This window comes from Cupriavidus sp. 10L45 (assembly GCF_056395225.1).
Genome location: NZ_JBFTJC010000016.1, coordinates 85,145 through 103,579, shown reverse-complemented (window position 1 = coordinate 103,579; position 18,435 = coordinate 85,145). Strand labels below are relative to the sequence as shown.

The following is an 18,435-nucleotide window of genomic DNA, read 5'->3' as shown; positions in this document are numbered from 1 at the left end:
CCTTACTGGTTGACCGGCGATGCCGGGTCCAGCAGCAGCGCCATCACGTCGCGGATCTGTTGCTCGGTCAGGATGCCCTTGTGGCCAAAGCGCGGCATGTTGGAGCAGGCGCTGTAGGCGTTGGAGTCCCAGATCTTGCCCCAGGTGTACTTCACCACCTCCGGCGAATTGCCGCGCAGCTTGCCGTACTGGTACAGCGACGGGCCGATATTGCCGAATGAGATCTCGGCCTTGGTCATCTGGTGGCAGGCGTAGCAGTTGCCGCCGTTCACGCCGCCCACCGGGTCGGTGAACTGCATGCCACGGCCATTCTGGGCGATCTTCTCGCCCTCCTTCCAGTCGCCGATCCAGTTGCTGTCGGCCGGATACTTCACCTGCTTCAGCTCGGCCGCTTCCACCTTCTTGGCGATGGTGGCCGGCACGCGCGTGCGGTCCGGGTACTGGCTGCAGGCCTTCTGGGCGCCATCCTGGTTGATCACGCCCTCCACCGTGGCGGGGCCCTTCGAGGTGAAGGAGCTTTCGATCATCTGGCGCACGTCGGCGTCGGTGACCTTGGCGGTGGTGGCCGCGCTGGCCGACTTGGTGGCGCGGGCGGGCTTGGCGGCATCCTGGGCCAGGGCCGACAGGCTGAACGTGGCCATGGCAGCCAGGGCCAGGGTAGCGACGGCGGTCAGCGCCATCGATTGGTATCGCGTCATCGTGTGCTCTCCGTGCCTCAGCGCTTCATGTTGGGACCGTCGTACGTGCCGCCGTTGGCGTTTTTCGCCAGGAACATCGACAGGGCGGTGATCACGTCGGAGCCATAGGCGGGCTCGGGAAAGCGCTGCTGGCGCAGGCAGTCGTAGATCCGATGCTGCATGGTGCGGACCTCGCCCTGCGAGACGCGGTATGCCGGCCACGTGGTGTACGCGGCCTGGGCGCCCTTCGACTCCAGCAGGTTCGGCAGGTCCTGGAGGCGGATGCGCTGGCCGTCCACGGCGTGGCAGGTGGCGCAAGCGAAGTCGTAGGCGCCGCCCCGGTAGAAGAACATCTTCTGGCCGAGCGCGTAGACGCGCTTTTCCTCGGGGTGCGTGAGTTGCACGTTCATCTTCACGCCGCGCGACTCGCCGGTCAGGTAAGACGCCAGCCGCTCGATGTCGGACGACTTGCCCGATGCCGAGAACGGCTGCTTCGTCGCCTCTTCCTGGGTCAGGCCCTGCAGCGTCACCCGGCACCAGGCCAGGCGTTGCTCGAGGTCCATCACCTTGTTGGCGTCCTTGAAGTAGCGCGGCAGCTCGGCGTAGGCGCCCTTGGTCACGCCCGGGCCCTTGCCCAGGTCGCACTGTTCGAGCGAGGCGTTCTTCGGCCCGGCCGGCTTCTTCCACAGTTCCTCGCCGGCGGCTTCCCAGAGTTCGGCGGGATTGCCTTCGGCCAGCATCTGGCGATACTTGGCGATTTCCTCGGCGGTGCTGCCCTGGGCTTGCGCCAGTTGGGCCAGCCCGGCCAGCGAGGCGGCGGCGGTGGCCATGGCGGCCAGCGCCACGGTGCCGCGCAGGCGGCGACGGGTATTGCGCATTGGGGGCTTCTCCTCGCGATGGCGCCGCCGGCGTCAGCCCTTCATCAAGAGGCTGGGCGGTGCATCACTGTTCTATTGCACTGTCCGAATGGCATCCGGCTACTTTGGCTCCTGGCCGGATGTCAGGCAAAACGATCAGGGCTTCAGGTACGCGTAGCCTTCGTCGAACTGCAGGCGGGCGATTTCCACCACGCCGGCCTGCACGATCTTGGCGTCCATCAGCAGGCTTTGCTCGGAAATCTTGCGCGCAGTCAGGGTGTTGCGGCAGACGCGGAACTCCACGCCCGACGATCCCAGCGCGCCCACGGCGGCCTCGAACGTGTTGCCGCGCGAATCCTTGGCGCCTTCCACGAGGAAGTCCACGCCGTAGCCGAACGCCACCACCACGATCTTGGTGTCCGGCGCCGCGTTCAGGTGATTGCGCAGGTTGGCCATGGCGCGCACGGCCTGGTCGATGCCCTCGGACAACTGGTACACCACCTTGACCCGTCCGCCCTTGGCGCTCTTGGCTGCCGTGCCTGCCGGGGCCGGGGCCTGCTGTGCCGCCGCCCTGGCCGAAAGGCCGATGGCAGCCAACGCCGCCGTGGCCCGAATGAATGCTCGCCGCATGCTGCTTCCTCGCTTCGCCCGATCAGGCGATGGTGGCCTCGTCGGTGCGCTTGTCGCCCCGGTTGTCGACCCAGGTCACGGTGACCTTGTCACCCTTGGCGCCGCCCTTGAACTTGAAGTTCAGGAACGGGTCCTTCGACACGGCCGGGCCGAACTGGGCGTTGAACACCTCGCGCCCCTTGTACGTGGCGATCACGGTCTGGATGTGCCAGGCCGGAATCGTCTTGCCGGCCGCATCCTTGCGCTGGCCGGTTTCCATGTCGTGCTTCATCAGAATCTTTACGTCTACGACGCCGCCGTTCTCGGTGGCGCGGACGCGCATCGGGTCTGCCATCTGGCTCTCCTGCTCGGGGTGGTTCGGGGTGGCTTGGGATAAATCGCGGAAATCGGTCCGATGGGGGGCGCAGGCGTCAGCCGCCGCAGCCGCCCAGCGTGACCTTGATTTCCTTCGATGCCACGTACCACTTGCCGCCAGCCTTGACCGCCGCGTACACGACGGACGTCTGGCCCATCTTCACGCGCGTGGAGACGAACGGCTCGGTGCCGGCCGGGATGGTGAAATCGGCCGCCAGCGTATTCGGATTCTTCTCAACCAGGATGGCGATCTGCTCGGTGTCCGGCAGCGTGCTGGTCACGGCCACGGGCACCACGGCGCCGTTCTCGGCGATATCCGGTGCATTGAACGTGATGGCGCCGCTCTTCTCGGTGCCGCTGCCGCCCAGCGCCTTGATCACATCGGCCACGCTCTTGCCGTCGAAAGCCGTCTTGTTCCACTCCGCGGCCTGCGCCTCGCTGATCAGGCCCGTGGCCGCCATCAGCGAGAGCACCGCGGATACCCGCAATACTTGTCGTCGTTTTTGATTCATGCTCTGTCCCGTACTTGCTTGCTGCCGACCCCGGTACTCATACTGCCCGCCGCTTCCGGGTCTGCCGGAAACAGCGCGGGCCGCCGGCGCTGCCGGACGGCCCGCGATACCTGATGGGGCTTACTTGGCCGGTGAGCCGGCCAGGATCCACTCCACTACCGTCTTGATATCGGCGTCGCTGACACCGGCATTCGCCGGCATCGGCACCGGGCCCCAGACGCCCGAACCGCCGCTCTTCACCTTGGCCGACAACTTGGCCAGGGCACCCTTGTCGCCCTTGTACTTGGCGGCCACTTCCTTGTAGGCCGGGCCCACCAGCTTCTTGTCCACCTGATGGCAGCCCATGCAGGCGTTCTTGTTGGCAATCTCCTGCGCACGGGCGGCGTCCACGGCGTGCGCCGAGGCAGCGGCCGCGAACAGCGCGGCGGCGATGACAAACTGCTTCATTTTGTGTTGCTCCAAACGGATTGAGCCGTGGGGACGGCAAAGGCCGCGCTTCATCGGTCGGGCGGCGCGGCACGCTCGGCCGCCGTTGGGGCGATGCCTCTGCGGGCAGGTGCGGCCAGTCCGCTATTTTGCCTCAATAATCCATCGGCCTACGGATGCGGCAGTGATAAGGGTATTCACAAAACCACGGGAAATCGCTGTCGAATCAAGGGTTAACCCCCGGATATCAACGCCGCGCCAGCCGCCGCCCTGCCCCGAGCCGCCCGCCGAACACGTTGAGCAGCAGCCCGCCCATGACCACCAGCGCGCCGAGCCATTGCGCCAGCGACAAGTCCTCGCCCAGCAGCCCGTGGGCCGAGATCAGCCCCACCACCGGCACCAGCAGCGTCAGCGGCGCCACCTTGCTGGCCGGATAGCGCGTGAGCAGCCGGCCCCACATGGTGTAGCCGAACAGCGTGGCCGCGAAGGACAGGTAGCAGATCGCCAGCACGCTCATCATCGGGATCTGGCCGAGCGCCACCGTGATCCGCGCCGGGCCTTCGAACCAGTACGAGAGCAGCGCGAACGGCACGATCGGCACCAACCCGCCCCAGACCACCAGCCCGAGCAGGTCCACCGGGCCGATTTTCTTGCTGACGATATTGCCCGAGGCCCAGCAGAACGCTGCGCACAGCGTCAGCCCGAAGCCCGCCACGCTCATGCCGCCCGGGCCGTGCGCCGCGCCGCTGCCGATCAGCGCCAGCCCGCCAGCCGCAATCGCCATGCCGGCGACGTTGTGCCAGCGCACCGGCTCGCCCAGCCACATCCCGGCAATCGCCACGGTGAAGAACACCTGAGACTGCAACACCAGCGACGCCAGCCCGGCCGGCATGCCCACCGCCATCGCGTAGAACAGGAAGGCGAACTGGCCGAGGCTGATAAACCCGCCATAGGCCAGCAGCATGCGCAGCGGAATGCGCGGGCGCGGGATGAAAAAGACGGCCGGGAATGCCACCAGGGCGAAGCGCAGCGTGCCCAGCAGCATCGGCGGCACGCCGGCGAGGCCCACCTTGATGACGACGAAGTTGACGCCCCACACCACGATGATGGCGAGGGCTAGAAGGCGGTCTTTGGCTTGCATGGTCGGTATCGGGGGCGGCGTGTCACGGAGGCGCAACACACCGGAACCCGCTAGCCTACCAGCACCTCGCCCAGCATGTCGGACCAGATGCTGCGCGCCCAGGCCCATGCGTAGCGCCCTTCGAGCGCATTCGGGGCTGTGGATAACCCGCCGGCGCCGGGCACCGTGACCATCGTCCGCTCGGCCGCGTCGTAGCGATGGACGCTGGCGATGTGGATGGCCTCGTCGGCGGACGTGAAGCTGTAGCAGGTGTTTGTATACAGTGGGGTCGGGTCGGGCGCCTGCCCGGCCAGCAGCTGGAGGATGGCGGCGGCGGCCACCTTGCCGTGCTGGTTGGCCATGGTGCCGGACTTCGGCATCAGCGGCGCGATTTGCACGGCATCGCCCAGTACGTGGATCTCGGGCGCCACGCGCGAGGCCATGGTCAGGAAATCGACCTCGCACCAGCGGCCATTGGCCGTGGCGAGCCCGGTGGACACCGCGAGGGCCCCGGCGCGTTGCGGCGGGATCAGGTTGACCACGTCGGCGCGCTCGTCGTCCTGGACCTCGAACTTGAGGGTGCGCGTGGCGGGGTCCACGTCCACGGTCTCGTGCTGGGGGCGGTAGTCGATCATGCCCCGGTAGCGGGTCTCCCAGACCTGCCGGAACAGCGCGCCCTTGGAGGTGATGTCCGGATTGGCGTCGAAAATCAGCACTTTGCTGCGCGGCTTGTGCGTGCGCAGGTAGTCCGCGACGAGGCAGGCGCGCTCGTACGGGCCGGGCGGGCAGCGGTACGGGGCGAGTGGAATGGTGATGGCGAAGGTGCCGCCGTCGCGCATCGCCGCCAACTGGCGGAACAGCGCGTCGGTCTGCGGGCCGGCCTTCCAGGCGTGCAGGATCTGGTCCCCGCCGGGCTGCGCCAGGCCGGGTATCGCGCCGGACTGCATCTCCACGCCCGGGGACAGCACGAGGCGGTCGTAGCGCAGCGTGGCGCCGCCGGCCAGCCGCACGGTGCGCGTGGCGGGGTCGATCGCAAGCGCCGTATCGCGCACATGTCGCACGCCATGCCGGCGTACCAGCGCGTCATAGGGGAGTGTGATGTCAGCCATGCCGCGCTGGCCGCCGACCACGAGATTCGAGAGTGGGCAGGAGACGAACGCCGCGTCGGGTTCGACCAGCGTCACATCCACGGCGCCCCGGCTCCAGTGGCGCAGGTAGCGCGCGGCCGTTGCCCCGCCAAAGCCGCCGCCGATGACCACCACCCGGGCCGGCGCGGCAGCGCGGGCCTGGCGCGGGGTCAGCATGCCCAGCGCGGCGGCGCCGCCGAGCGATCCCAATATTCCCAAAGCGGCGCGTCGGCGCATGAGGTTCTTCTTATTTTTGATCGGCGAACCAGGACGCGATGCCGAGGATCTCCGTATCGCTATAGCCCTTGGCGATCTGCGGCATCACGGTGCCCGGCAGCTTGCCGTTCTTGTAGTTGAGCATCAGTTCGACGAGTTCCGCGCGGGGCCGGCCGGCGAGTCCCGGGACGGGACTATCGGCCGGCGCGCGACCGTCGGGACCATGGCAGGCCGCGCACGAGGCGGCCTGGTTGCGTGCCTGCTGCATGCGCGCCGACTGCGCCTCCACTGTGGTGCGCGCCTCGCTGGCCGGGCCGGACGTGCCGGTCTGGGCGAACGCCGCCCCAATCGTGGCGCTGGCCGCCAGCGCCACCCATCCGCCAATCCAGAAGGCCAGCCGTGCGGTGGACATCTTGTGGCGAGGGAGGGGGCGCATGGTTCAGCTCCTTGGGGAGACCTACGGCAGGTTGCGGCCCGGCGGCAGCGCCGTCGGGGACGATACAGGGGCCGCGACCGGCGCCGTCGTAACGGTGCCAGCCGGCGCATCGGAGGTCACCGGCGCGTTCGGCGCGGTACCGGGCACGGTCTGCACCGGCGCCGGCGTACCCACGGACTGGCTGCCCGAATCCGGATTCTGCGAGCTGGCGGTGGCGTCCAGGCGGGCGCGCTCGGCCTCGCTGACGTAGTCGAATGCCTTGACCACCTTCTGCACGCCGCTGGCGTTACGGGCCACGTCGGTGGCGCGGTCACCCTCGGCGGCAGTGACCACGCCCATCAGGTAGACCACGCTCTTGTCGGTGGTCACCTTGATCGAATTGGCCGGCACGCCATCGGCCGTCACCAGGAAGGTCTTGACCTTGCTGGTCAGGTAGGCGTCGTTGCTACGAGCCATGAAGCCCGGCGTGGAAGCCACTTCGAGTTCGTTGATCACCTCGCGCGCATTCGGCAGGCTCTTCACGTACTGCTCCACCTGCTGCTTGGTATTGGCGTTGTTGGCCTCGCCCACCAGCAGCACCTTGCGGTTGAACACGGCGGCGTCCACGCGGGCCTGGCCGCTGTACTTGGCGTCCAGCGTGTTGTCGATCTCGAGCTGCAGGCCACGGTCGATGGCCTGGGTGCCGGTGGGACGGCGGTCCGTGGCCATGACCACGCCCGTGCCGACCGCGCCGGCCAGCACCGGGAAGCAGCCGGCGAGTTGCGTGGCCGACACCAGCAGTGCGGCCACGGTGATGGCCGTGCGCGCCACGCGCGCCGGAGTGGTCTTCTGGGTCATTGCGGTGGTTGCGGTCGTTACGTTAGTCATGCGGTCCTTGGCTGGATACGGAATGATGCGGAAATATGACGAAACCGGCGCGGCGCTGTGGATGACTCTGTGGATGACGCCGCAATTCCTGTGAATATCTTGGGCAAATCCTGTGGATAACGCGGGATAACCTCCCCGCTCCCTATCCACCAGGCCCTATGCCTCGCCCAGCAGCGCCTCGTCGATCCCGTCGCAAAGGCAATGCAGCGTCAGCAGGTGCACTTCCTGGATGCGCGGGGTGCGGTCGCTCGGCACGCACAGGTGGATGTCGAACTCGTCCAGCAGCGTGGCGATCTTGCCGCCGCCCTTGCCGGTCAGCGCCACCACGCTCATGTCGCGCTGGCGCGCCGCCTGGATGGCCGCGATCACATTCGCCGAATTGCCGGAGGTGGAGAGCGCCAGCAGGATGTCGCCGGGCTGGCCCAGCGCCTCCACCTGCTTGGAGAACACCACCGTGAAATCGTAGTCGTTGCCGATGGCGGTCAGGATGGAGCTGTCCGTGGTCAGGGCAATCGCCGCCAGCCCGGGCCGCTCCCGCTCGAAGCGGCCGATCAGTTCGGCGGCGAAGTGCTGGGCGTCGGCGGCCGACCCGCCATTGCCGCAGACGAGGATCTTGTTCCCACTGGTCAGCGCGGCCACCATGCGCTCCACCGCCGCGTCGATATGCGGCGCCATCAGCGTGGCGGCCTGCCGCTTGGTGTCCGCGCTGTCCAGGAAATGCTGTTCGATACTTTCAATACTCATGGCTCTTTGACTTCTGCCCAATCCCGCGCATTATGACGCAGCCCAAGACGCGCCATCGTCACTCCCGGTGTTTTGATCGAATGCGTTCGGCAGCCAGGCCAGGTGCCCCGGCTCCAGCGCCACCACGTCGAAGCGGCACGGCGGCGTGTGGTCCAGCGTGCCAAGGTAGTGTTCGGCCGCCCGCAGCACGCGGCGCTGCTTGGCCGGCGTGACGCTGGCCGCCGCACCGCCGAAGGCACGACCGCTGCGCTGCCTGACCTCGACGAACGCCAGCGTGCCATCGGCGGCGCGCATCACGAGGTCGATCTCGCCGCCTTTGCAGCGATAATTGCGCACCACCAGCGCCAGCCCCTGCCTGAGCAGATAGGCCAGCGCGCGATCCTCGGCCGCCGCGCCGCGCGCGGTCGTGGTGGTTTTGAATGAGCGAATCAACGGAAGTTCTCAAGCATGAGTGACTGGACCTCGCTGGCCGCCGGCCAGACCTACCCGCCCGGCACGCTGTACGTGGTGGCCACGCCCATCGGCAACGTGGCCGACCTGTCCCTGCGCGCGCTGCATGTGCTCGGGCTGGCCGACGCCATCGCCTGCGAAGACACCCGCAACACCGGCCAACTGCTCTCGCGCGTGGGCCTGCAGCGGCCGCTGGTGGCCGTGCACGAGCACAACGAGCGCGAAGCGGCGGTGAAGATCGTCGCCCGGCTGGCCGCCGGGGAGCGCATTGCCTATGTGTCCGATGCGGGCACGCCCGGCATCTCCGACCCTGGCGCCCGGCTGGTGGAAGCGGTGCGGGCGGCCGGCCTGCGCGTGGTGCCGCTGCCGGGGCCGAGCGCCGCCGTGACCGCGCTGTCCGTGGCCGGCGACATGCTCGAAGCCGGCGAAGGCCGCTTCACGTTCATCGGCTTCCTGCCCGGCAAACCCAAGGCCCGCGCTGACGCCATTGCGCAACTGGCCGCCCTGGACCACGCCTGGGTGGTCTACGAGGCGCCGCACCGCATCGCCGACACGCTGGCGGCACTGGCCGCCGCCCTGCCCGGCACGCGCCGGCTGCTGGTGGGCCGCGAGCTGACCAAGCTGTTCGAGGAGACGCCGGTGCTGACCGTGGCCGAGGCGCCGGCGTGGCTGGCCGCCGAGGCATCGCGCGGCAAGGGGGAGTTCGTGCTGGTGGTGGAAGGCGCGGGGCGCGCCGAAGATGCCGATGCCGATGCGCCCGATGCCGAGGCCCAGCGCGTGCTGAAGTTGCTGGTGGCCGAGCTGCCGGCCAAGCGCGCCGCCAAGCTGGCGGCGGCGATCACCGGTGCGAAGACCGATGCGCTCTACCGGCTGGCGCTGGCGCAACGCGCCGCCGAGACTGACGCGGGTGACGACAGCGACAGCGAGGAATGAGAAAAGTCTGAAAGGGAGAGGGGGGAGCGGGCTGGCGGTGGAACGGGAGTCGATCACGCCAGGCCGCATCGGGGTGCCTACCGGGGCTTGCGCTTGGTGGTCGTCTTGACCATCCGCGCTTTGGCCTTGGACTTGGCCGGGACCAGCGTGTTGGCGGTCTCGGGCAGGTCGTCGGCGCCGCTGCCGTCACCGGCTTCGTTGCCGCCCGCCTCAAGCTGCGGACCCAGCGCCGCGACTTCCGTGCGCGACAGCCGGCGGATTTCCACCTGCGTGGCGCCACGTTCGACGAAACTCAGCCGCTTGGCCGCCGCATAGGACAGATCGAGCACCCGCCCGCCGTGGTAAGGGCCGCGGTCATTGATCCGCACCACTGCCACCTTGTCGTTGCGCAGATTGCGCACCAGTACCCAGCTATCGAGCGGGAGCGACGGGTGCGCGGCAGTCATCGCGCGCATGTCGAAGCGTTCGCCATTGGCGGTCTTGCGGCCATGGAAGCCCTTGCCGTACCAGGACGCCGTACCGCGCTGCTCGAAAGTGCCCAGATCCGGGCGCAGGCCGTCCAGCGACGATTGCGACGGCGCGTTGTCATCCTTGCCCCAGCCGAACAAATCCCAGTTGCCGCGCTCATCGGGGCGAGCGCCGGACTTGTCGAGCTTCGCCTTGGCGGCGCGCGTGGGCACCGCGCCATTGGCGTCGGCGTTTTGTTGGGAGTCGCTCTCCGGCGGCGTCGCGCAGGCGGCCATCACCAACGCCGATACGAGGATCGCGCAGCGACGCAGCAAGCGGTTAGTTTCCGGTTTGGCGGGGGTCGCGCGTTGCGTCGCGCGTGCGAGGCCAAACCCCGGACGAGATACGGGCAAATTGAACATGGGCGCAGTCTAACATCGGTGTCCGAGCGCTACATCCTTGATTTTGTTACGAAATTTAATCAAGTGGCTTTGAAGATCGGCACGAATCCCCGCAATGCAAAGCCTGACAAGGGATTGCGCCGAATATGACAAGCGCATTTATGAGTGTCTTGAAATTCACTTTCAGAATCGTCTCAACCCGTCTGACACCCGTTTGAGACGGGGGGCCATGGGGCGACGTTACAATGACCGCCTCGGCCAGACCGTGCCGTGGCGCACACGACAAAGCGCCCGCATCGACCCATGAAAGTCCTCCTGATTCCCGTCACCCCGTTCCAACAAAACTGCTCGCTGTGGATCGACGAGACCACCGGCCGTGCCGCCGTGTGCGACCCCGGCGGCGACCTCGACCGCATCCTGGCCGCCGTCGCGGAGCAAGGCGTGACGCTGGAAAAGATCTTCCTGACGCACGGTCACGTCGACCATTGCGCCGGCGCGGCGGCGCTTTCGCGCCAGCTCGACATCCCGATCGAGGGGCCGCACGAGGACGAGCGGTTCTGGATCGATCAACTGCCCGACCAGACGCGCCGCTTCGGCTTCGGCCATGCGGAAGCGTTCGAGCCGGACCGCTGGCTGGACAACGGCGACACCGTGACGTTCGGCGGCGAGACGCTCGAGGTCTACCACTGCCCCGGCCACACACCGGGCCACGTGGTGTTCTTCTCGCGCGCCAACCAGTTGGCGATCGTCGGCGATGTGCTGTTCGCGGGCTCGATCGGCCGGACCGATTTCCCGCGCGGCAACCACGCCGACCTGATCCGCTCGATCCGCACGCGGCTGTGGCCGCTGGGCGAGGACGTGACCTTCGTGCCCGGGCACGGCCCGGTGTCTACCTTCGGCGAGGAACGCCGCAACAACCCCTACGTGGCCGATCACCTGATCGACGCGGCCTGAAATCATCCCGATGGCGAAGAAGCAGGCACCCGATACCCGTCCCGAGATCTACGTCAGCACCGACGTGGAGGCCGACGGCCCGATCCCGGGCCCGCATTCGATGCTCTCGTTCGCCTCGGCGGCGATGCTGGCCGACAAGACCGTGCTCGGCACCTTCTCCGCCAACCTCGAAACCCTGCCCGGCGCCGCCGGCCATCCGGTGCAGATGCAGTGGTGGAAGACCCAGCCTGAGGCCTGGGCGGCGTGCCGGCGCGACCTCGAACGCCCCGAGGATGTGATGCCGCGCTACGTGGAATGGGTGGAAAGCCTGCCGGGCAAGCCGGTGTTCATCGCCTTTCCGGCCGGTTTCGATTTCACCTGGGTGTTCTGGTACATGATGCGGTACGCCGGCCGCTCGCCCTTCGGCTGGGCGGCGCTGGACATCAAGACGCTCGGCTTCGCGCTGACCGGGCGGCCGTACCGGAAGTCGGTCAAGCCGGCCTTCCCGGCCCACTGGCACGACCCGTTGCCACACACCCACATCGCCCTGGACGACGCCCTCGAGCAGGGCGCCCTGTTCTGCAACATGCTGGCCGAGCTGCGCGCGCGGGAAGCGACGCTGGCGACGGTCGCTTCGGCAAATTCTGCTGCTGGCGCGGATTCCAACGATAGCGATAGCTCACATCCAACCGTCGAACGCTGAACTGGGTACGCCCCGGCGGTCGCAGGAAACGGCGCGTTTCCCGTGGCGTTTGCCTATAGTAGAAGTGGCTGTTGAAGCGGCTACCGACGCCCGAGGAGGTGTGCCATGCGATTCCATCCCGATCTCCATTTCAAGGACCTGAGCGGCAGACTGCACTGGCCACACCGCACCCACGCGCGCACTTCCGCCATCACCCGGATGCATTCTCCGAGCGAGGATGCGGAAATCGCCAAGGCTACGGTCTATGTCAGCACGGTCACGCTGGTGACGCTGCTGGTGGTGCTCGCCGCCATCGCTTTCGGTCAGGAGGCCCTGCACTGGCTGGGTGTTTGATTACGACGACTCGCCTGACGCGAATCGCCTGTCTGACCGGCCGGCCTCCCCTTGCGGGAGGCCGGTTCTATTTCGGGCCCCGAATTGGTGCAGCCGGTCAGTCCAGCAGGGCCGACACGGCTTCGGGCGGGCGGCCGATGGCGGCCTGGCGGTTGCGGACCACCACCGGGCGTTGCAGCAGGATCGGGTTGTCGGCTACGGCGGCCAGCAGTTCGCCGTCGGTCAGGCCGGGGTCGGCCAGATCGAGCTCCTTGTAGACATCCTCGTTGCTGCGCAGCATCTCGCGCACCGGCAGGCCCAGCATCGTATGGAGCTGGCGCAGCGTGGCCAGTGTGGGCGGCTGCTTCAGGTACTCCACCACCTCAACCGGCTCGCCCAGACGCTGCGCCGCCGACTCGACCAGCGCGAGCGTCTCGCGCGACTTCGAGCAACGGGGGTTGTGGTAGATCGTGATCATGGTGGCGTTCTCCGGATAAATATCACCGCACTATATACAAGCGCCTGCGCGCGCGACGCGGTAAGGTACGGAATGTGCTTCGCACAAGATTTCCCTGACTGGTCTGACTGCCTCCGAAACACCGTGTCCGAATCATCCGCCCCCCGCAAGCCCTTCCACCTCCGCGATGCCACGCCCGACGACGTGCCGGCCATCCATGCCATCTACGCCCATCATGTCGAGCACGGGCGCGCCTCGTTCGAGGAAGTGATCCCGTCCGTGGACGACATGCGCCTGCGGTATGGCGAGGTACTCAAGAAGCACCTGCCGTACATCGTCGCCGAGCGGGATGGCGAGGTGCTGGGCTACGCCTACGCGTCGTCCTACCGCGCGCGCAGCGCCTACCGCTTCGCTATCGAGGATTCGATCTATATCGGTCATCGCCATACCGGCGAGGGCCTGGGCCGCGCGCTGCTGGCCGAACTGATTGCCCGCTGCGAGGCCGGGCCGTGGCGCCAGATGGTGGCTGTGGTGGCCATCACCGCCAGCGGCGAGGGTGCCGGGTCCGTGGCCGTGCACGAGCGGCTGGGCTTCCGGACGGTGGGCCGGCTCGAATCGGTCGGACTCAAGCACGGCCAGTGGATCGACACGGTGCTGATGCAGCGCCCGCTGGGGGTGGGCGACGCCTCGGTGCCCGGCTGATCAGGCGGCAGCCACCGCCAACCCCGGCAGCGTGGCATCGGCCCAGGTCTGCAGGTGCTCCAGCCCGTGGGCGATGTACTCCGGACCTCGGGCGGTGTTGTCCATGCGCAGCACTTCCACACTGATGAGGCCGATCGTGCCAAGCACGTACTTCAGGTAAGGCGTCAGGAAGTCCTGCTGGCTGCCGGGGCCCTCGCGGACCGGGCCGCCGCAGGCCACCACGGCCAGCACGGGCCGGTCGCGCAGCAGTCCGATCTTGCCCTGCCGCGAGCTGCGGAAGGTGCGCTCGGGCCGCACGACGAGGTCGATCCAGGTCTTCAGCGTGGCCGGCACCGTGAAGTTGTGCATCGGCGTGGCCAGCAGCACCATGTCGGCCGCCTCGAGTTCCGCGATCAGCGTCTCGGACAGCGCGAGCGCCGGCGGCACCTCCCCTTCCTTCAGCAGCCCGGCCGCGCCGGCCATGTTGGCTTCCGTGAACGCCGCGCCGATGGGTGGCAGCGGGTCGGCGGCGAGGTCCCGTTCGAGCACGGTCAGCGGCGCGTGTTGCGCGGCCAGCTTCTGGCGAATCCAGTCGGCCGCGCGGCGGCTGTGCGACGTCTCGCCCCGGGGGCTGACGTTCAGGTGGAGCAATGTCGTCATGTCTCAGTCCAATTGATATTTGAAGCGCAGCGTCTGGGCCAGCAGACCGTTACGGTAATAGAAACGATGGCCCAGCACGTTGGTGAGTGGCGTATCCAGCACCAGCAGGCGGGCATTGAGCGCGCGGGACTCTTCCTTGAGCCAGTCCATCAGCATCCGGCCGTACCCGGCGCTGCGTATGTTGGCGTCCGTAACCAGGTCGTCCACATACAGGAAATCGCCGTAGACGAGATTCTCCTGCATCCGGTACCCGGCCAGCGCCACGAGCTGGCCGTCATCCCACAGGCCGACCAGGCGGTAGCCCACGTCGGCCTGCCGCCGCCAGCGCGCCACGAGTTCATCGGCATCGGCCAGATGCGGCCGGAGCTGGTGCATCAGCGGGAAACAGGCCGCCACTTCGCCGCCGGTGTCGATGCGACGAATCTGAATCAGGTCGATTTCTTTGACGACGGTGCTCATGCGCGGCTCCCGGTGGCGGGCGTGGCGGCCGGCGGCGGGAAGTGCAGCCCCACGGCGATGCGGTTCCACGCGTTGATGGCGGCAATGGCGGTGGCCAGGAACACGCGTTCCTCCTTCGTGAAGACCGCCTTGACCTGCGCCTGCGCGGCGTCCAGCGCGGCGTGGTCGGTCATGCGGACGAGCGCTTCGGCCAAGGCCAGGGCCGCCTGCTCGCGCACGGTGTAGATGCCGGCGTCGCGCCATCCGGCCAGCAGATCGAACTTGCGCGGGTCGATGTCGAGCTTGCGCGCGATGTTCAGATGGAATTGCAGGCAGAACGCGCAGCCGTTGAGCTGGGAGACCCGCAGCTTCACCAGTTCGGTCAGCGCCTTGTCCAGGCCGGACGCGTCCACCGCGCGTCCCACGCCGCCCAGTGCGGCGTAGACATCGGGGGCTGTCGCCGTAAATTGTTGGAAATCCATCGTCATGTCGTGCTCCTTGGTCCGGTTGGCCCGGTCGGTCGGTTGAGGTAAGATGTAAGAGTTCGAACATGATATAAGAGCTTTGACATTATGGCTAAGACCACAGCGCAGGTAGGGGCATCAGCGGCGGAGGCGTCACGCCTTCCGGCGCCCGGCGAAGGCAAGCGCGGCGAGAGCGGCTATCTGGCCTACCTGCTGCGGCAGGCCAGCGCCGCCAACCGGCTGCGCATGGAACGCGCGCTCGACGACCTCGGCGTGACCGTGCCGCAGTTCTTCGTGCTGACGATGCTAGGCGCCTACCCGGGCATCTCGGGCGCGGACGTGGCGCGGCTGGCGCTGCTGACGCCGCAGACCGTGAGCGTGATCATGAACAACCTGGAAAAGGTGGGCGCCATCGCCCGCACGCCGCATCCGGTGCACGGGCGCATCCAGACCATCGCCCTGACCGAGGCCGGCCGCACCTTGCTGGCGGGCTGCAAGGCGCGTGCGACAAAGGTCGACGAGGATCTGCGCGCTGGGCTGACGTCCGAGGAAGAACAGGTGGTGCGGCGCTGGCTGGTCAGCCTGGCATCGCCCGAAGAGGGCCTGACCGCCTAGCCGGGCCATGAAAAAAGCCCGCGAGACGGAAGTCGCGCGGGCCGCAAGTCACAACAAAGGGTTCTTTACAGGCGCTCAGACCATCGGAATCAGGCCATCAGGTCCGAGAGCGCCAGCGCCACCACCTTGGTCGCGCGGTTCAGGTCGTTCAGGCGCAGGTTCTCGTCCGAGTTGTGGCCGCGCGCCTCCATCAGCGTGCGCGGGCCGGCGCCGTACAGCACCGTGGGAATGCCGTGGCTGGTGTAGTGGCGGGCGTCGGTGTAGAGCGGCACGCCCTGCACCGGGATCTCCACGCCGAACACGGCCTCGGCACGGCTCTTGAGCGCGCCGATCAGCTTCTCCACGCCGGGCAGCTCGGACAGCGGCTCGGCCAGGATGATGCGTTCCACCTTGACCTCGATACCCGGGCGGTCCTTGGCGGCACGCTCCACCACGGCGCGCAGTTCGCCTTCGGCATCGAAGCCGATCTCTTCCGGAATCATGCGGCGGTCCACGCGGAAGGTGACCAGGTCCGGCACCACGTTGGTGTTGATGCCGCCCTTGATCAGGCCGACGTTCAGCGTGGCCGTGTCGATGCCCGGCACCTTGCTCTTGCGCGTGGCCAGCTCCGCGCGCAGGCCGTAGATCGCCTGCAGGATGTGGGTGGCGGCCTCGATGGCGTCCACGCCGGTGTGCGGCATGGCCGCGTGGCCCTGCTTGCCCTTGACGGTCACTTCCACGTGCAGGCAGCCGTTGTGGGCCGAGGTGATGCCGTACGAGAAGCCGGCCGAAATCGCGTAGTCAGGCTTGGTCAGCCCTTCGTCGAGCAGGAACTTCGGGCCGATGTCGCCGCCGGTTTCCTCGTCGTACGTGAACTGGAGTTCCACCGTGCCGTTGAGCTTGGCGCCCTGCTTCTCGGCTTCCTGAAGCGCCAGCACCGCATAGGCGTAGGTGGCGAAGTCCGACTTGGACACCGCCACGCCACGGCCATACATCACCGGGCCGTGCTCGCTGTCGGCAATCTCGCCGCCGTACGGGTCCTTGGTCCAGCCCAGGCCGGGGGGCACCACATCGCCGTGGGCGTTCATGGCGATGGTCGGGCCGCCCTTGCCGAAGGTCTTGCGCACCAGCAGGTTGGTGGCGCTGATCATGCCCGCCGCGCGGACCTTGTCCTCGGGCACCTTGTGCGCTTCCACCTGGAAACCCAGCCCTTCGAGCAGCGTCCTGGCGCGCTTGCCGTGGGCGTCGCAGTCGCCGGGCGGGTTGTCGGACGGCACCTTGACCAGCTCGGCCAGGAAGGCCTCCTGCTGCGGACGCAGCGCGTCGATGGTCTGCGTGAGCGTGGTCTCGATGAGGTTCATGTTGTCTCGTGCGGTCATGTTCTGGCTCTGGATTCGGATTTGTTCGATAAATGGCTTGGGCGCGCTGCGTGGTACCGCCGGGGCTTACTGCTGCCGCTGGAAGTGCTCGACAAAATCGGCGAACACCCGCGCGGCGGTCTGCGCGTCTTCGGGGGTCATGGTCTCGGTGGGGTGATGGCTGATGCCGCCGTTGCCGCAGCGCACGAACAGCATCGCCACATCGGCAATCGCGGAAATCGCCATGGCGTCGTGGCCGGCGCCCGAGGGCAGGTGCCGCACCGGCACGCCCTGGCGCTCGACGGCGGCGGCCCATTGCGATTGCAGCCACGGCGCGCACGGCACGCTCTTGGCTTCGTGGGTCTTGCGCACCTGCACGCGCACGTTGCGGCGCGCGCCGATGCGTTCGATCTCGGCCAGCACGTCGTTGACGGCGGCCTCGCGCTCGGCGTCCTGCCCGGCGCGGATGTCGATGGAGAACACGGCGCGGCCCGGCACCACGTTGGTCGCGCCATTGGGCACGTTGAACTGGCCGACCGTGCCGACCAGGCCCGGCTTGCCGCTGCAACGCTTCTCTATATAGAGGCCGATCTCCGCGCCGGCCATCGCGGCGTCGCGGCGCATGTCCATCGGCACGGTGCCGGCGTGGCCGGCCAGCCCTTCCAGTTCGACGATAAAGCGCGTGGCGCCCGAGATGGCGGTGACCACGCCCACGGCCAGGCCCTCGTTCAGCAGCACCGGGCCCTGCTCGATATGCACCTCGACGAAGCCCAGCACGCGCTGGCGGTCATGGGCGGCGGCGGGTAGCTCGGCAGCGTCGAAGCCGGCCGCGCGCATTACCTCGCGCATGGTCTTGCCGGAGTCATCGACGTTGTCGAGCACATTGGTGTCGAAGGTGCCGGCAATCGCACGGCTGCCCAGCAGCGTCGCCTTGAAGCGCACGCCCTCCTCCTCGGCAAAGCCGACCACCTCGATGGCGAACGGGAAGCGCTTGCCCTGGCGGTGCCACTCGGCCACGCAGGCAATCGGCAGGATCACGCCGAGGTTGCCGTCATAGCGGCCAGCATCGCGCACGGTGTCGAAGTGGGAGCCGGTGAGCAGCGCGGGAGCGTCGGGCGAGGTGCCTTCGTAGCGGCCGATGACGTTGCCGGCGGCGTCGCGGCGCACGGTCATGCCCGCTTCGCGCATCCATTCGGCTAGTTGTGCGGCGGCGCCGTGGTGGGCGTCGGTCAGGTAGGTGCGGGTCAGCAGCCCGGGCTGCTCGGTGTGGACGGCCAGGGCGTCGGCCCAGGCCATGATGCGGGCGCCGGCCTCCGGGGCCAAGGTCGTCGGGGTTGCTGCCGGGGTTACTGCCATAGCGGGTCTCCTGCGATCTACATGTAGCCCGGCGCTGAGGGTCCTGGCGGGGGCGCCAGTCCGGGCGGGCGCCCGGTGCCGAAGCTCTATTCTCTGCGATTCATGTTAGCACAGTGAATTCAAAAATTGCATACAAAAATGATATGCACTATATTGGCCTGCACGCACCGACAATCCCGCCCGGACAATCGTTTATCGACAATCCTGTCGAGCCCGGCCGAGGGTGGCGTGGCGTTCCCAAACCCAGATCAGGGCAGGCCATTCCGGACCCGCCCGGCACGG

Annotated in this window: 25 protein-coding genes; 6 read left to right on the top strand and 19 right to left on the bottom strand. The window is 67.8% G+C overall.

Annotation, left to right across the window (positions count from 1 at the left end; translation table 11 throughout):
- Window positions 1-2: 2 nt before the first annotated feature.
- The 12 genes from soxX to AC1DFU_RS24750 all read right to left on the bottom strand — a co-directional run bounded on the left by soxX (window position 3) and on the right by AC1DFU_RS24750 (window position 8,398).
- Complete coding sequence (soxX, locus tag AC1DFU_RS24805) at window positions 3-698, bottom strand: sulfur oxidation c-type cytochrome SoxX (RefSeq protein WP_092300137.1); 696 nt, start codon at window positions 696-698, stop codon at window positions 3-5.
- 17 nt (window positions 699-715) lie between these two features.
- Window positions 716-1,555 (bottom strand): sulfur oxidation c-type cytochrome SoxA, encoded by an 840-nt coding sequence (gene soxA / locus AC1DFU_RS24800; RefSeq protein WP_092300140.1) that lies wholly within the window; start codon window positions 1,553-1,555, stop codon window positions 716-718.
- Window positions 1,556-1,690: 135 nt separating this feature from the next.
- Window positions 1,691-2,164 (bottom strand): DsrE family protein, encoded by a 474-nt coding sequence (locus AC1DFU_RS24795; RefSeq protein ID WP_092300143.1) that lies wholly within the window; start codon window positions 2,162-2,164, stop codon window positions 1,691-1,693.
- Between the two features lie 22 nt (window positions 2,165-2,186).
- Window positions 2,187-2,498, bottom strand: a complete 312-nt coding sequence (gene soxZ / locus AC1DFU_RS24790; protein WP_092300146.1) for a thiosulfate oxidation carrier complex protein SoxZ — start codon at window positions 2,496-2,498, stop codon at window positions 2,187-2,189.
- Window positions 2,499-2,574: 76 nt separating this feature from the next.
- Complete coding sequence (gene soxY, locus AC1DFU_RS24785) at window positions 2,575-3,030, bottom strand: thiosulfate oxidation carrier protein SoxY (protein ID WP_092300149.1); 456 nt, start codon at window positions 3,028-3,030, stop codon at window positions 2,575-2,577.
- Window positions 3,031-3,150: 120 nt separating this feature from the next.
- The gene (locus AC1DFU_RS24780; RefSeq protein WP_092300152.1) at window positions 3,151-3,477 is read right to left on the bottom strand and encodes a c-type cytochrome; all 327 of its coding nucleotides are present in this window, start codon (window positions 3,475-3,477) and stop codon (window positions 3,151-3,153) included.
- A 226-nt stretch (window positions 3,478-3,703) separates the two neighbouring features.
- Complete coding sequence (locus AC1DFU_RS24775) at window positions 3,704-4,597, bottom strand: EamA family transporter (RefSeq protein WP_092300155.1); 894 nt, start codon at window positions 4,595-4,597, stop codon at window positions 3,704-3,706.
- A 50-nt stretch (window positions 4,598-4,647) separates the two neighbouring features.
- Window positions 4,648-5,940: an FCSD flavin-binding domain-containing protein gene (locus tag AC1DFU_RS24770; RefSeq protein WP_441593536.1), complete on the bottom strand. Its 1,293-nt coding sequence runs from the start codon at window positions 5,938-5,940 to the stop codon at window positions 4,648-4,650.
- 10 nt (window positions 5,941-5,950) lie between these two features.
- Window positions 5,951-6,355: a c-type cytochrome gene (locus AC1DFU_RS24765; RefSeq protein WP_441593535.1), complete on the bottom strand. Its 405-nt coding sequence runs from the start codon at window positions 6,353-6,355 to the stop codon at window positions 5,951-5,953.
- A 21-nt stretch (window positions 6,356-6,376) separates the two neighbouring features.
- A complete protein-coding gene (locus AC1DFU_RS24760) occupies window positions 6,377-7,192 on the bottom strand; it encodes a BON domain-containing protein (RefSeq protein ID WP_255370963.1) in 816 nt (271 codons plus the stop codon).
- A gap of 186 nt (window positions 7,193-7,378) precedes the next feature.
- The gene (locus AC1DFU_RS24755) at window positions 7,379-7,966 is read right to left on the bottom strand and encodes a phosphoheptose isomerase (RefSeq protein WP_092300167.1); all 588 of its coding nucleotides are present in this window, start codon (window positions 7,964-7,966) and stop codon (window positions 7,379-7,381) included.
- Between the two features lie 30 nt (window positions 7,967-7,996).
- Window positions 7,997-8,398 carry a YraN family protein gene (locus AC1DFU_RS24750; RefSeq protein ID WP_092300170.1) on the bottom strand — a complete coding sequence of 134 codons (402 nt, stop codon included), beginning with the start codon at window positions 8,396-8,398 and terminating at the stop codon, window positions 7,997-7,999.
- Window positions 8,399-8,413: 15 nt separating this feature from the next.
- Here AC1DFU_RS24750 and rsmI point away from each other — a divergent pair, with 15 nt between their 5' ends.
- Complete coding sequence (rsmI, locus tag AC1DFU_RS24745) at window positions 8,414-9,349, top strand: 16S rRNA (cytidine(1402)-2'-O)-methyltransferase (RefSeq protein WP_092300173.1); 936 nt, start codon at window positions 8,414-8,416, stop codon at window positions 9,347-9,349.
- A 77-nt stretch (window positions 9,350-9,426) separates the two neighbouring features.
- Here rsmI and AC1DFU_RS24740 read toward each other — a convergent pair whose 3' ends face one another.
- Window positions 9,427-10,092: a septal ring lytic transglycosylase RlpA family protein gene (locus AC1DFU_RS24740; protein ID WP_092300413.1), complete on the bottom strand. Its 666-nt coding sequence runs from the start codon at window positions 10,090-10,092 to the stop codon at window positions 9,427-9,429.
- A gap of 408 nt (window positions 10,093-10,500) precedes the next feature.
- Between AC1DFU_RS24740 and AC1DFU_RS24735 the strand changes: the two genes are divergently transcribed.
- The 3 genes from AC1DFU_RS24735 to AC1DFU_RS24725 all read left to right on the top strand — a co-directional run bounded on the left by AC1DFU_RS24735 (window position 10,501) and on the right by AC1DFU_RS24725 (window position 12,166).
- Window positions 10,501-11,151, top strand: coding sequence for an MBL fold metallo-hydrolase (locus tag AC1DFU_RS24735; RefSeq protein WP_441593534.1), 651 nt, complete (start codon window positions 10,501-10,503; stop codon window positions 11,149-11,151).
- A 10-nt stretch (window positions 11,152-11,161) separates the two neighbouring features.
- Window positions 11,162-11,833 carry a 3'-5' exonuclease family protein gene (locus tag AC1DFU_RS24730; protein WP_441593533.1) on the top strand — a complete coding sequence of 224 codons (672 nt, stop codon included), beginning with the start codon at window positions 11,162-11,164 and terminating at the stop codon, window positions 11,831-11,833.
- A 105-nt stretch (window positions 11,834-11,938) separates the two neighbouring features.
- Window positions 11,939-12,166, top strand: a complete 228-nt coding sequence (locus tag AC1DFU_RS24725) for a hypothetical protein (protein ID WP_092300182.1) — start codon at window positions 11,939-11,941, stop codon at window positions 12,164-12,166.
- A gap of 97 nt (window positions 12,167-12,263) precedes the next feature.
- On the opposite strand, the gene arsC is transcribed toward AC1DFU_RS24725, so the two are convergent.
- Window positions 12,264-12,623, bottom strand: a complete 360-nt coding sequence (arsC, locus tag AC1DFU_RS24720) for an arsenate reductase (glutaredoxin) (protein WP_441593532.1) — start codon at window positions 12,621-12,623, stop codon at window positions 12,264-12,266.
- A 123-nt stretch (window positions 12,624-12,746) separates the two neighbouring features.
- Between arsC and AC1DFU_RS24715 the strand changes: the two genes are divergently transcribed.
- Entirely contained in the window at window positions 12,747-13,304 is a 558-nt protein-coding gene (locus AC1DFU_RS24715) for a GNAT family N-acetyltransferase (protein WP_255370964.1), read from the top strand.
- Here the strand turns inward: AC1DFU_RS24715 and AC1DFU_RS24710 are convergent, their stop codons facing one another.
- Genes AC1DFU_RS24710 through AC1DFU_RS24700 form a run of 3 tightly spaced genes read right to left on the bottom strand, consistent with a single transcriptional unit; the run spans window position 13,305 to window position 14,863 of the window.
- On the bottom strand, window positions 13,305-13,943 hold the full coding sequence (locus AC1DFU_RS24710) for an FMN-dependent NADH-azoreductase (RefSeq protein WP_441593531.1): 639 nt from the start codon (window positions 13,941-13,943) through the stop codon (window positions 13,305-13,307).
- Window positions 13,944-13,946: 3 nt separating this feature from the next.
- Window positions 13,947-14,402 (bottom strand): GNAT family N-acetyltransferase, encoded by a 456-nt coding sequence (locus tag AC1DFU_RS24705; protein ID WP_092300193.1) that lies wholly within the window; start codon window positions 14,400-14,402, stop codon window positions 13,947-13,949.
- Window positions 14,399-14,863 carry a carboxymuconolactone decarboxylase family protein gene (locus tag AC1DFU_RS24700; protein WP_092300416.1) on the bottom strand — a complete coding sequence of 155 codons (465 nt, stop codon included), beginning with the start codon at window positions 14,861-14,863 and terminating at the stop codon, window positions 14,399-14,401. Before AC1DFU_RS24700 ends, AC1DFU_RS24705 begins: the two co-directional genes overlap by 4 nt.
- A gap of 90 nt (window positions 14,864-14,953) precedes the next feature.
- Here AC1DFU_RS24700 and AC1DFU_RS24695 point away from each other — a divergent pair, with 90 nt between their 5' ends.
- Window positions 14,954-15,460, top strand: coding sequence for a MarR family winged helix-turn-helix transcriptional regulator (locus tag AC1DFU_RS24695; RefSeq protein WP_092300196.1), 507 nt, complete (start codon window positions 14,954-14,956; stop codon window positions 15,458-15,460).
- A gap of 89 nt (window positions 15,461-15,549) precedes the next feature.
- On the opposite strand, the gene AC1DFU_RS24690 is transcribed toward AC1DFU_RS24695, so the two are convergent.
- On the bottom strand, window positions 15,550-16,800 hold the full coding sequence (locus AC1DFU_RS24690; protein ID WP_369823534.1) for a M20/M25/M40 family metallo-hydrolase: 1,251 nt from the start codon (window positions 16,798-16,800) through the stop codon (window positions 15,550-15,552).
- 84 nt (window positions 16,801-16,884) lie between these two features.
- Window positions 16,885-18,153: an allantoate amidohydrolase gene (locus tag AC1DFU_RS24685; RefSeq protein ID WP_092300202.1), complete on the bottom strand. Its 1,269-nt coding sequence runs from the start codon at window positions 18,151-18,153 to the stop codon at window positions 16,885-16,887.
- Window positions 18,154-18,435 lie beyond the last annotated feature (282 nt).

What these genes read in the sequence shown, in the direction of transcription:
- AC1DFU_RS24780 (WP_092300152.1), bottom strand. Translation starts at nt 3,477, where the DNA reads ATGAAGCAGTTTGTCATCGCCGCCGCGCTGTTCGCGGCCGCTGCCTCG.
- AC1DFU_RS24690 (WP_369823534.1), bottom strand. Translation starts at nt 16,800, where the DNA reads ATGAACCTCATCGAGACCACGCTCACGCAGACCATCGACGCGCTGCGT.
- AC1DFU_RS24725 (WP_092300182.1), top strand. Translation starts at nt 11,939, where the DNA reads ATGCGATTCCATCCCGATCTCCATTTCAAGGACCTGAGCGGCAGACTG.
- AC1DFU_RS24730 (WP_441593533.1), top strand. Translation starts at nt 11,162, where the DNA reads ATGGCGAAGAAGCAGGCACCCGATACCCGTCCCGAGATCTACGTCAGC.
- AC1DFU_RS24765 (WP_441593535.1), bottom strand. Translation starts at nt 6,355, where the DNA reads ATGCGCCCCCTCCCTCGCCACAAGATGTCCACCGCACGGCTGGCCTTC.
- AC1DFU_RS24735 (WP_441593534.1), top strand. Translation starts at nt 10,501, where the DNA reads ATGAAAGTCCTCCTGATTCCCGTCACCCCGTTCCAACAAAACTGCTCG.
- AC1DFU_RS24685 (WP_092300202.1), bottom strand. Translation starts at nt 18,153, where the DNA reads ATGGCAGTAACCCCGGCAGCAACCCCGACGACCTTGGCCCCGGAGGCC.
- AC1DFU_RS24700 (WP_092300416.1), bottom strand. Translation starts at nt 14,863, where the DNA reads ATGGATTTCCAACAATTTACGGCGACAGCCCCCGATGTCTACGCCGCA.
- soxA (WP_092300140.1), bottom strand. Translation starts at nt 1,555, where the DNA reads ATGCGCAATACCCGTCGCCGCCTGCGCGGCACCGTGGCGCTGGCCGCC.
- rsmI (WP_092300173.1), top strand. Translation starts at nt 8,414, where the DNA reads ATGAGTGACTGGACCTCGCTGGCCGCCGGCCAGACCTACCCGCCCGGC.
- AC1DFU_RS24770 (WP_441593536.1), bottom strand. Translation starts at nt 5,940, where the DNA reads ATGCGCCGACGCGCCGCTTTGGGAATATTGGGATCGCTCGGCGGCGCC.
- AC1DFU_RS24760 (WP_255370963.1), bottom strand. Translation starts at nt 7,192, where the DNA reads ATGACCCAGAAGACCACTCCGGCGCGCGTGGCGCGCACGGCCATCACC.
- soxY (WP_092300149.1), bottom strand. Translation starts at nt 3,030, where the DNA reads ATGAATCAAAAACGACGACAAGTATTGCGGGTATCCGCGGTGCTCTCG.
- AC1DFU_RS24795 (WP_092300143.1), bottom strand. Translation starts at nt 2,164, where the DNA reads ATGCGGCGAGCATTCATTCGGGCCACGGCGGCGTTGGCTGCCATCGGC.
- soxX (WP_092300137.1), bottom strand. Translation starts at nt 698, where the DNA reads ATGACGCGATACCAATCGATGGCGCTGACCGCCGTCGCTACCCTGGCC.
- AC1DFU_RS24755 (WP_092300167.1), bottom strand. Translation starts at nt 7,966, where the DNA reads ATGAGTATTGAAAGTATCGAACAGCATTTCCTGGACAGCGCGGACACC.
- AC1DFU_RS24740 (WP_092300413.1), bottom strand. Translation starts at nt 10,092, where the DNA reads ATGGCCGCCTGCGCGACGCCGCCGGAGAGCGACTCCCAACAAAACGCC.
- AC1DFU_RS24695 (WP_092300196.1), top strand. Translation starts at nt 14,954, where the DNA reads ATGGCTAAGACCACAGCGCAGGTAGGGGCATCAGCGGCGGAGGCGTCA.
- AC1DFU_RS24705 (WP_092300193.1), bottom strand. Translation starts at nt 14,402, where the DNA reads ATGAGCACCGTCGTCAAAGAAATCGACCTGATTCAGATTCGTCGCATC.
- soxZ (WP_092300146.1), bottom strand. Translation starts at nt 2,498, where the DNA reads ATGGCAGACCCGATGCGCGTCCGCGCCACCGAGAACGGCGGCGTCGTA.
- AC1DFU_RS24710 (WP_441593531.1), bottom strand. Translation starts at nt 13,943, where the DNA reads ATGACGACATTGCTCCACCTGAACGTCAGCCCCCGGGGCGAGACGTCG.
- AC1DFU_RS24775 (WP_092300155.1), bottom strand. Translation starts at nt 4,597, where the DNA reads ATGCAAGCCAAAGACCGCCTTCTAGCCCTCGCCATCATCGTGGTGTGG.
- arsC (WP_441593532.1), bottom strand. Translation starts at nt 12,623, where the DNA reads ATGATCACGATCTACCACAACCCCCGTTGCTCGAAGTCGCGCGAGACG.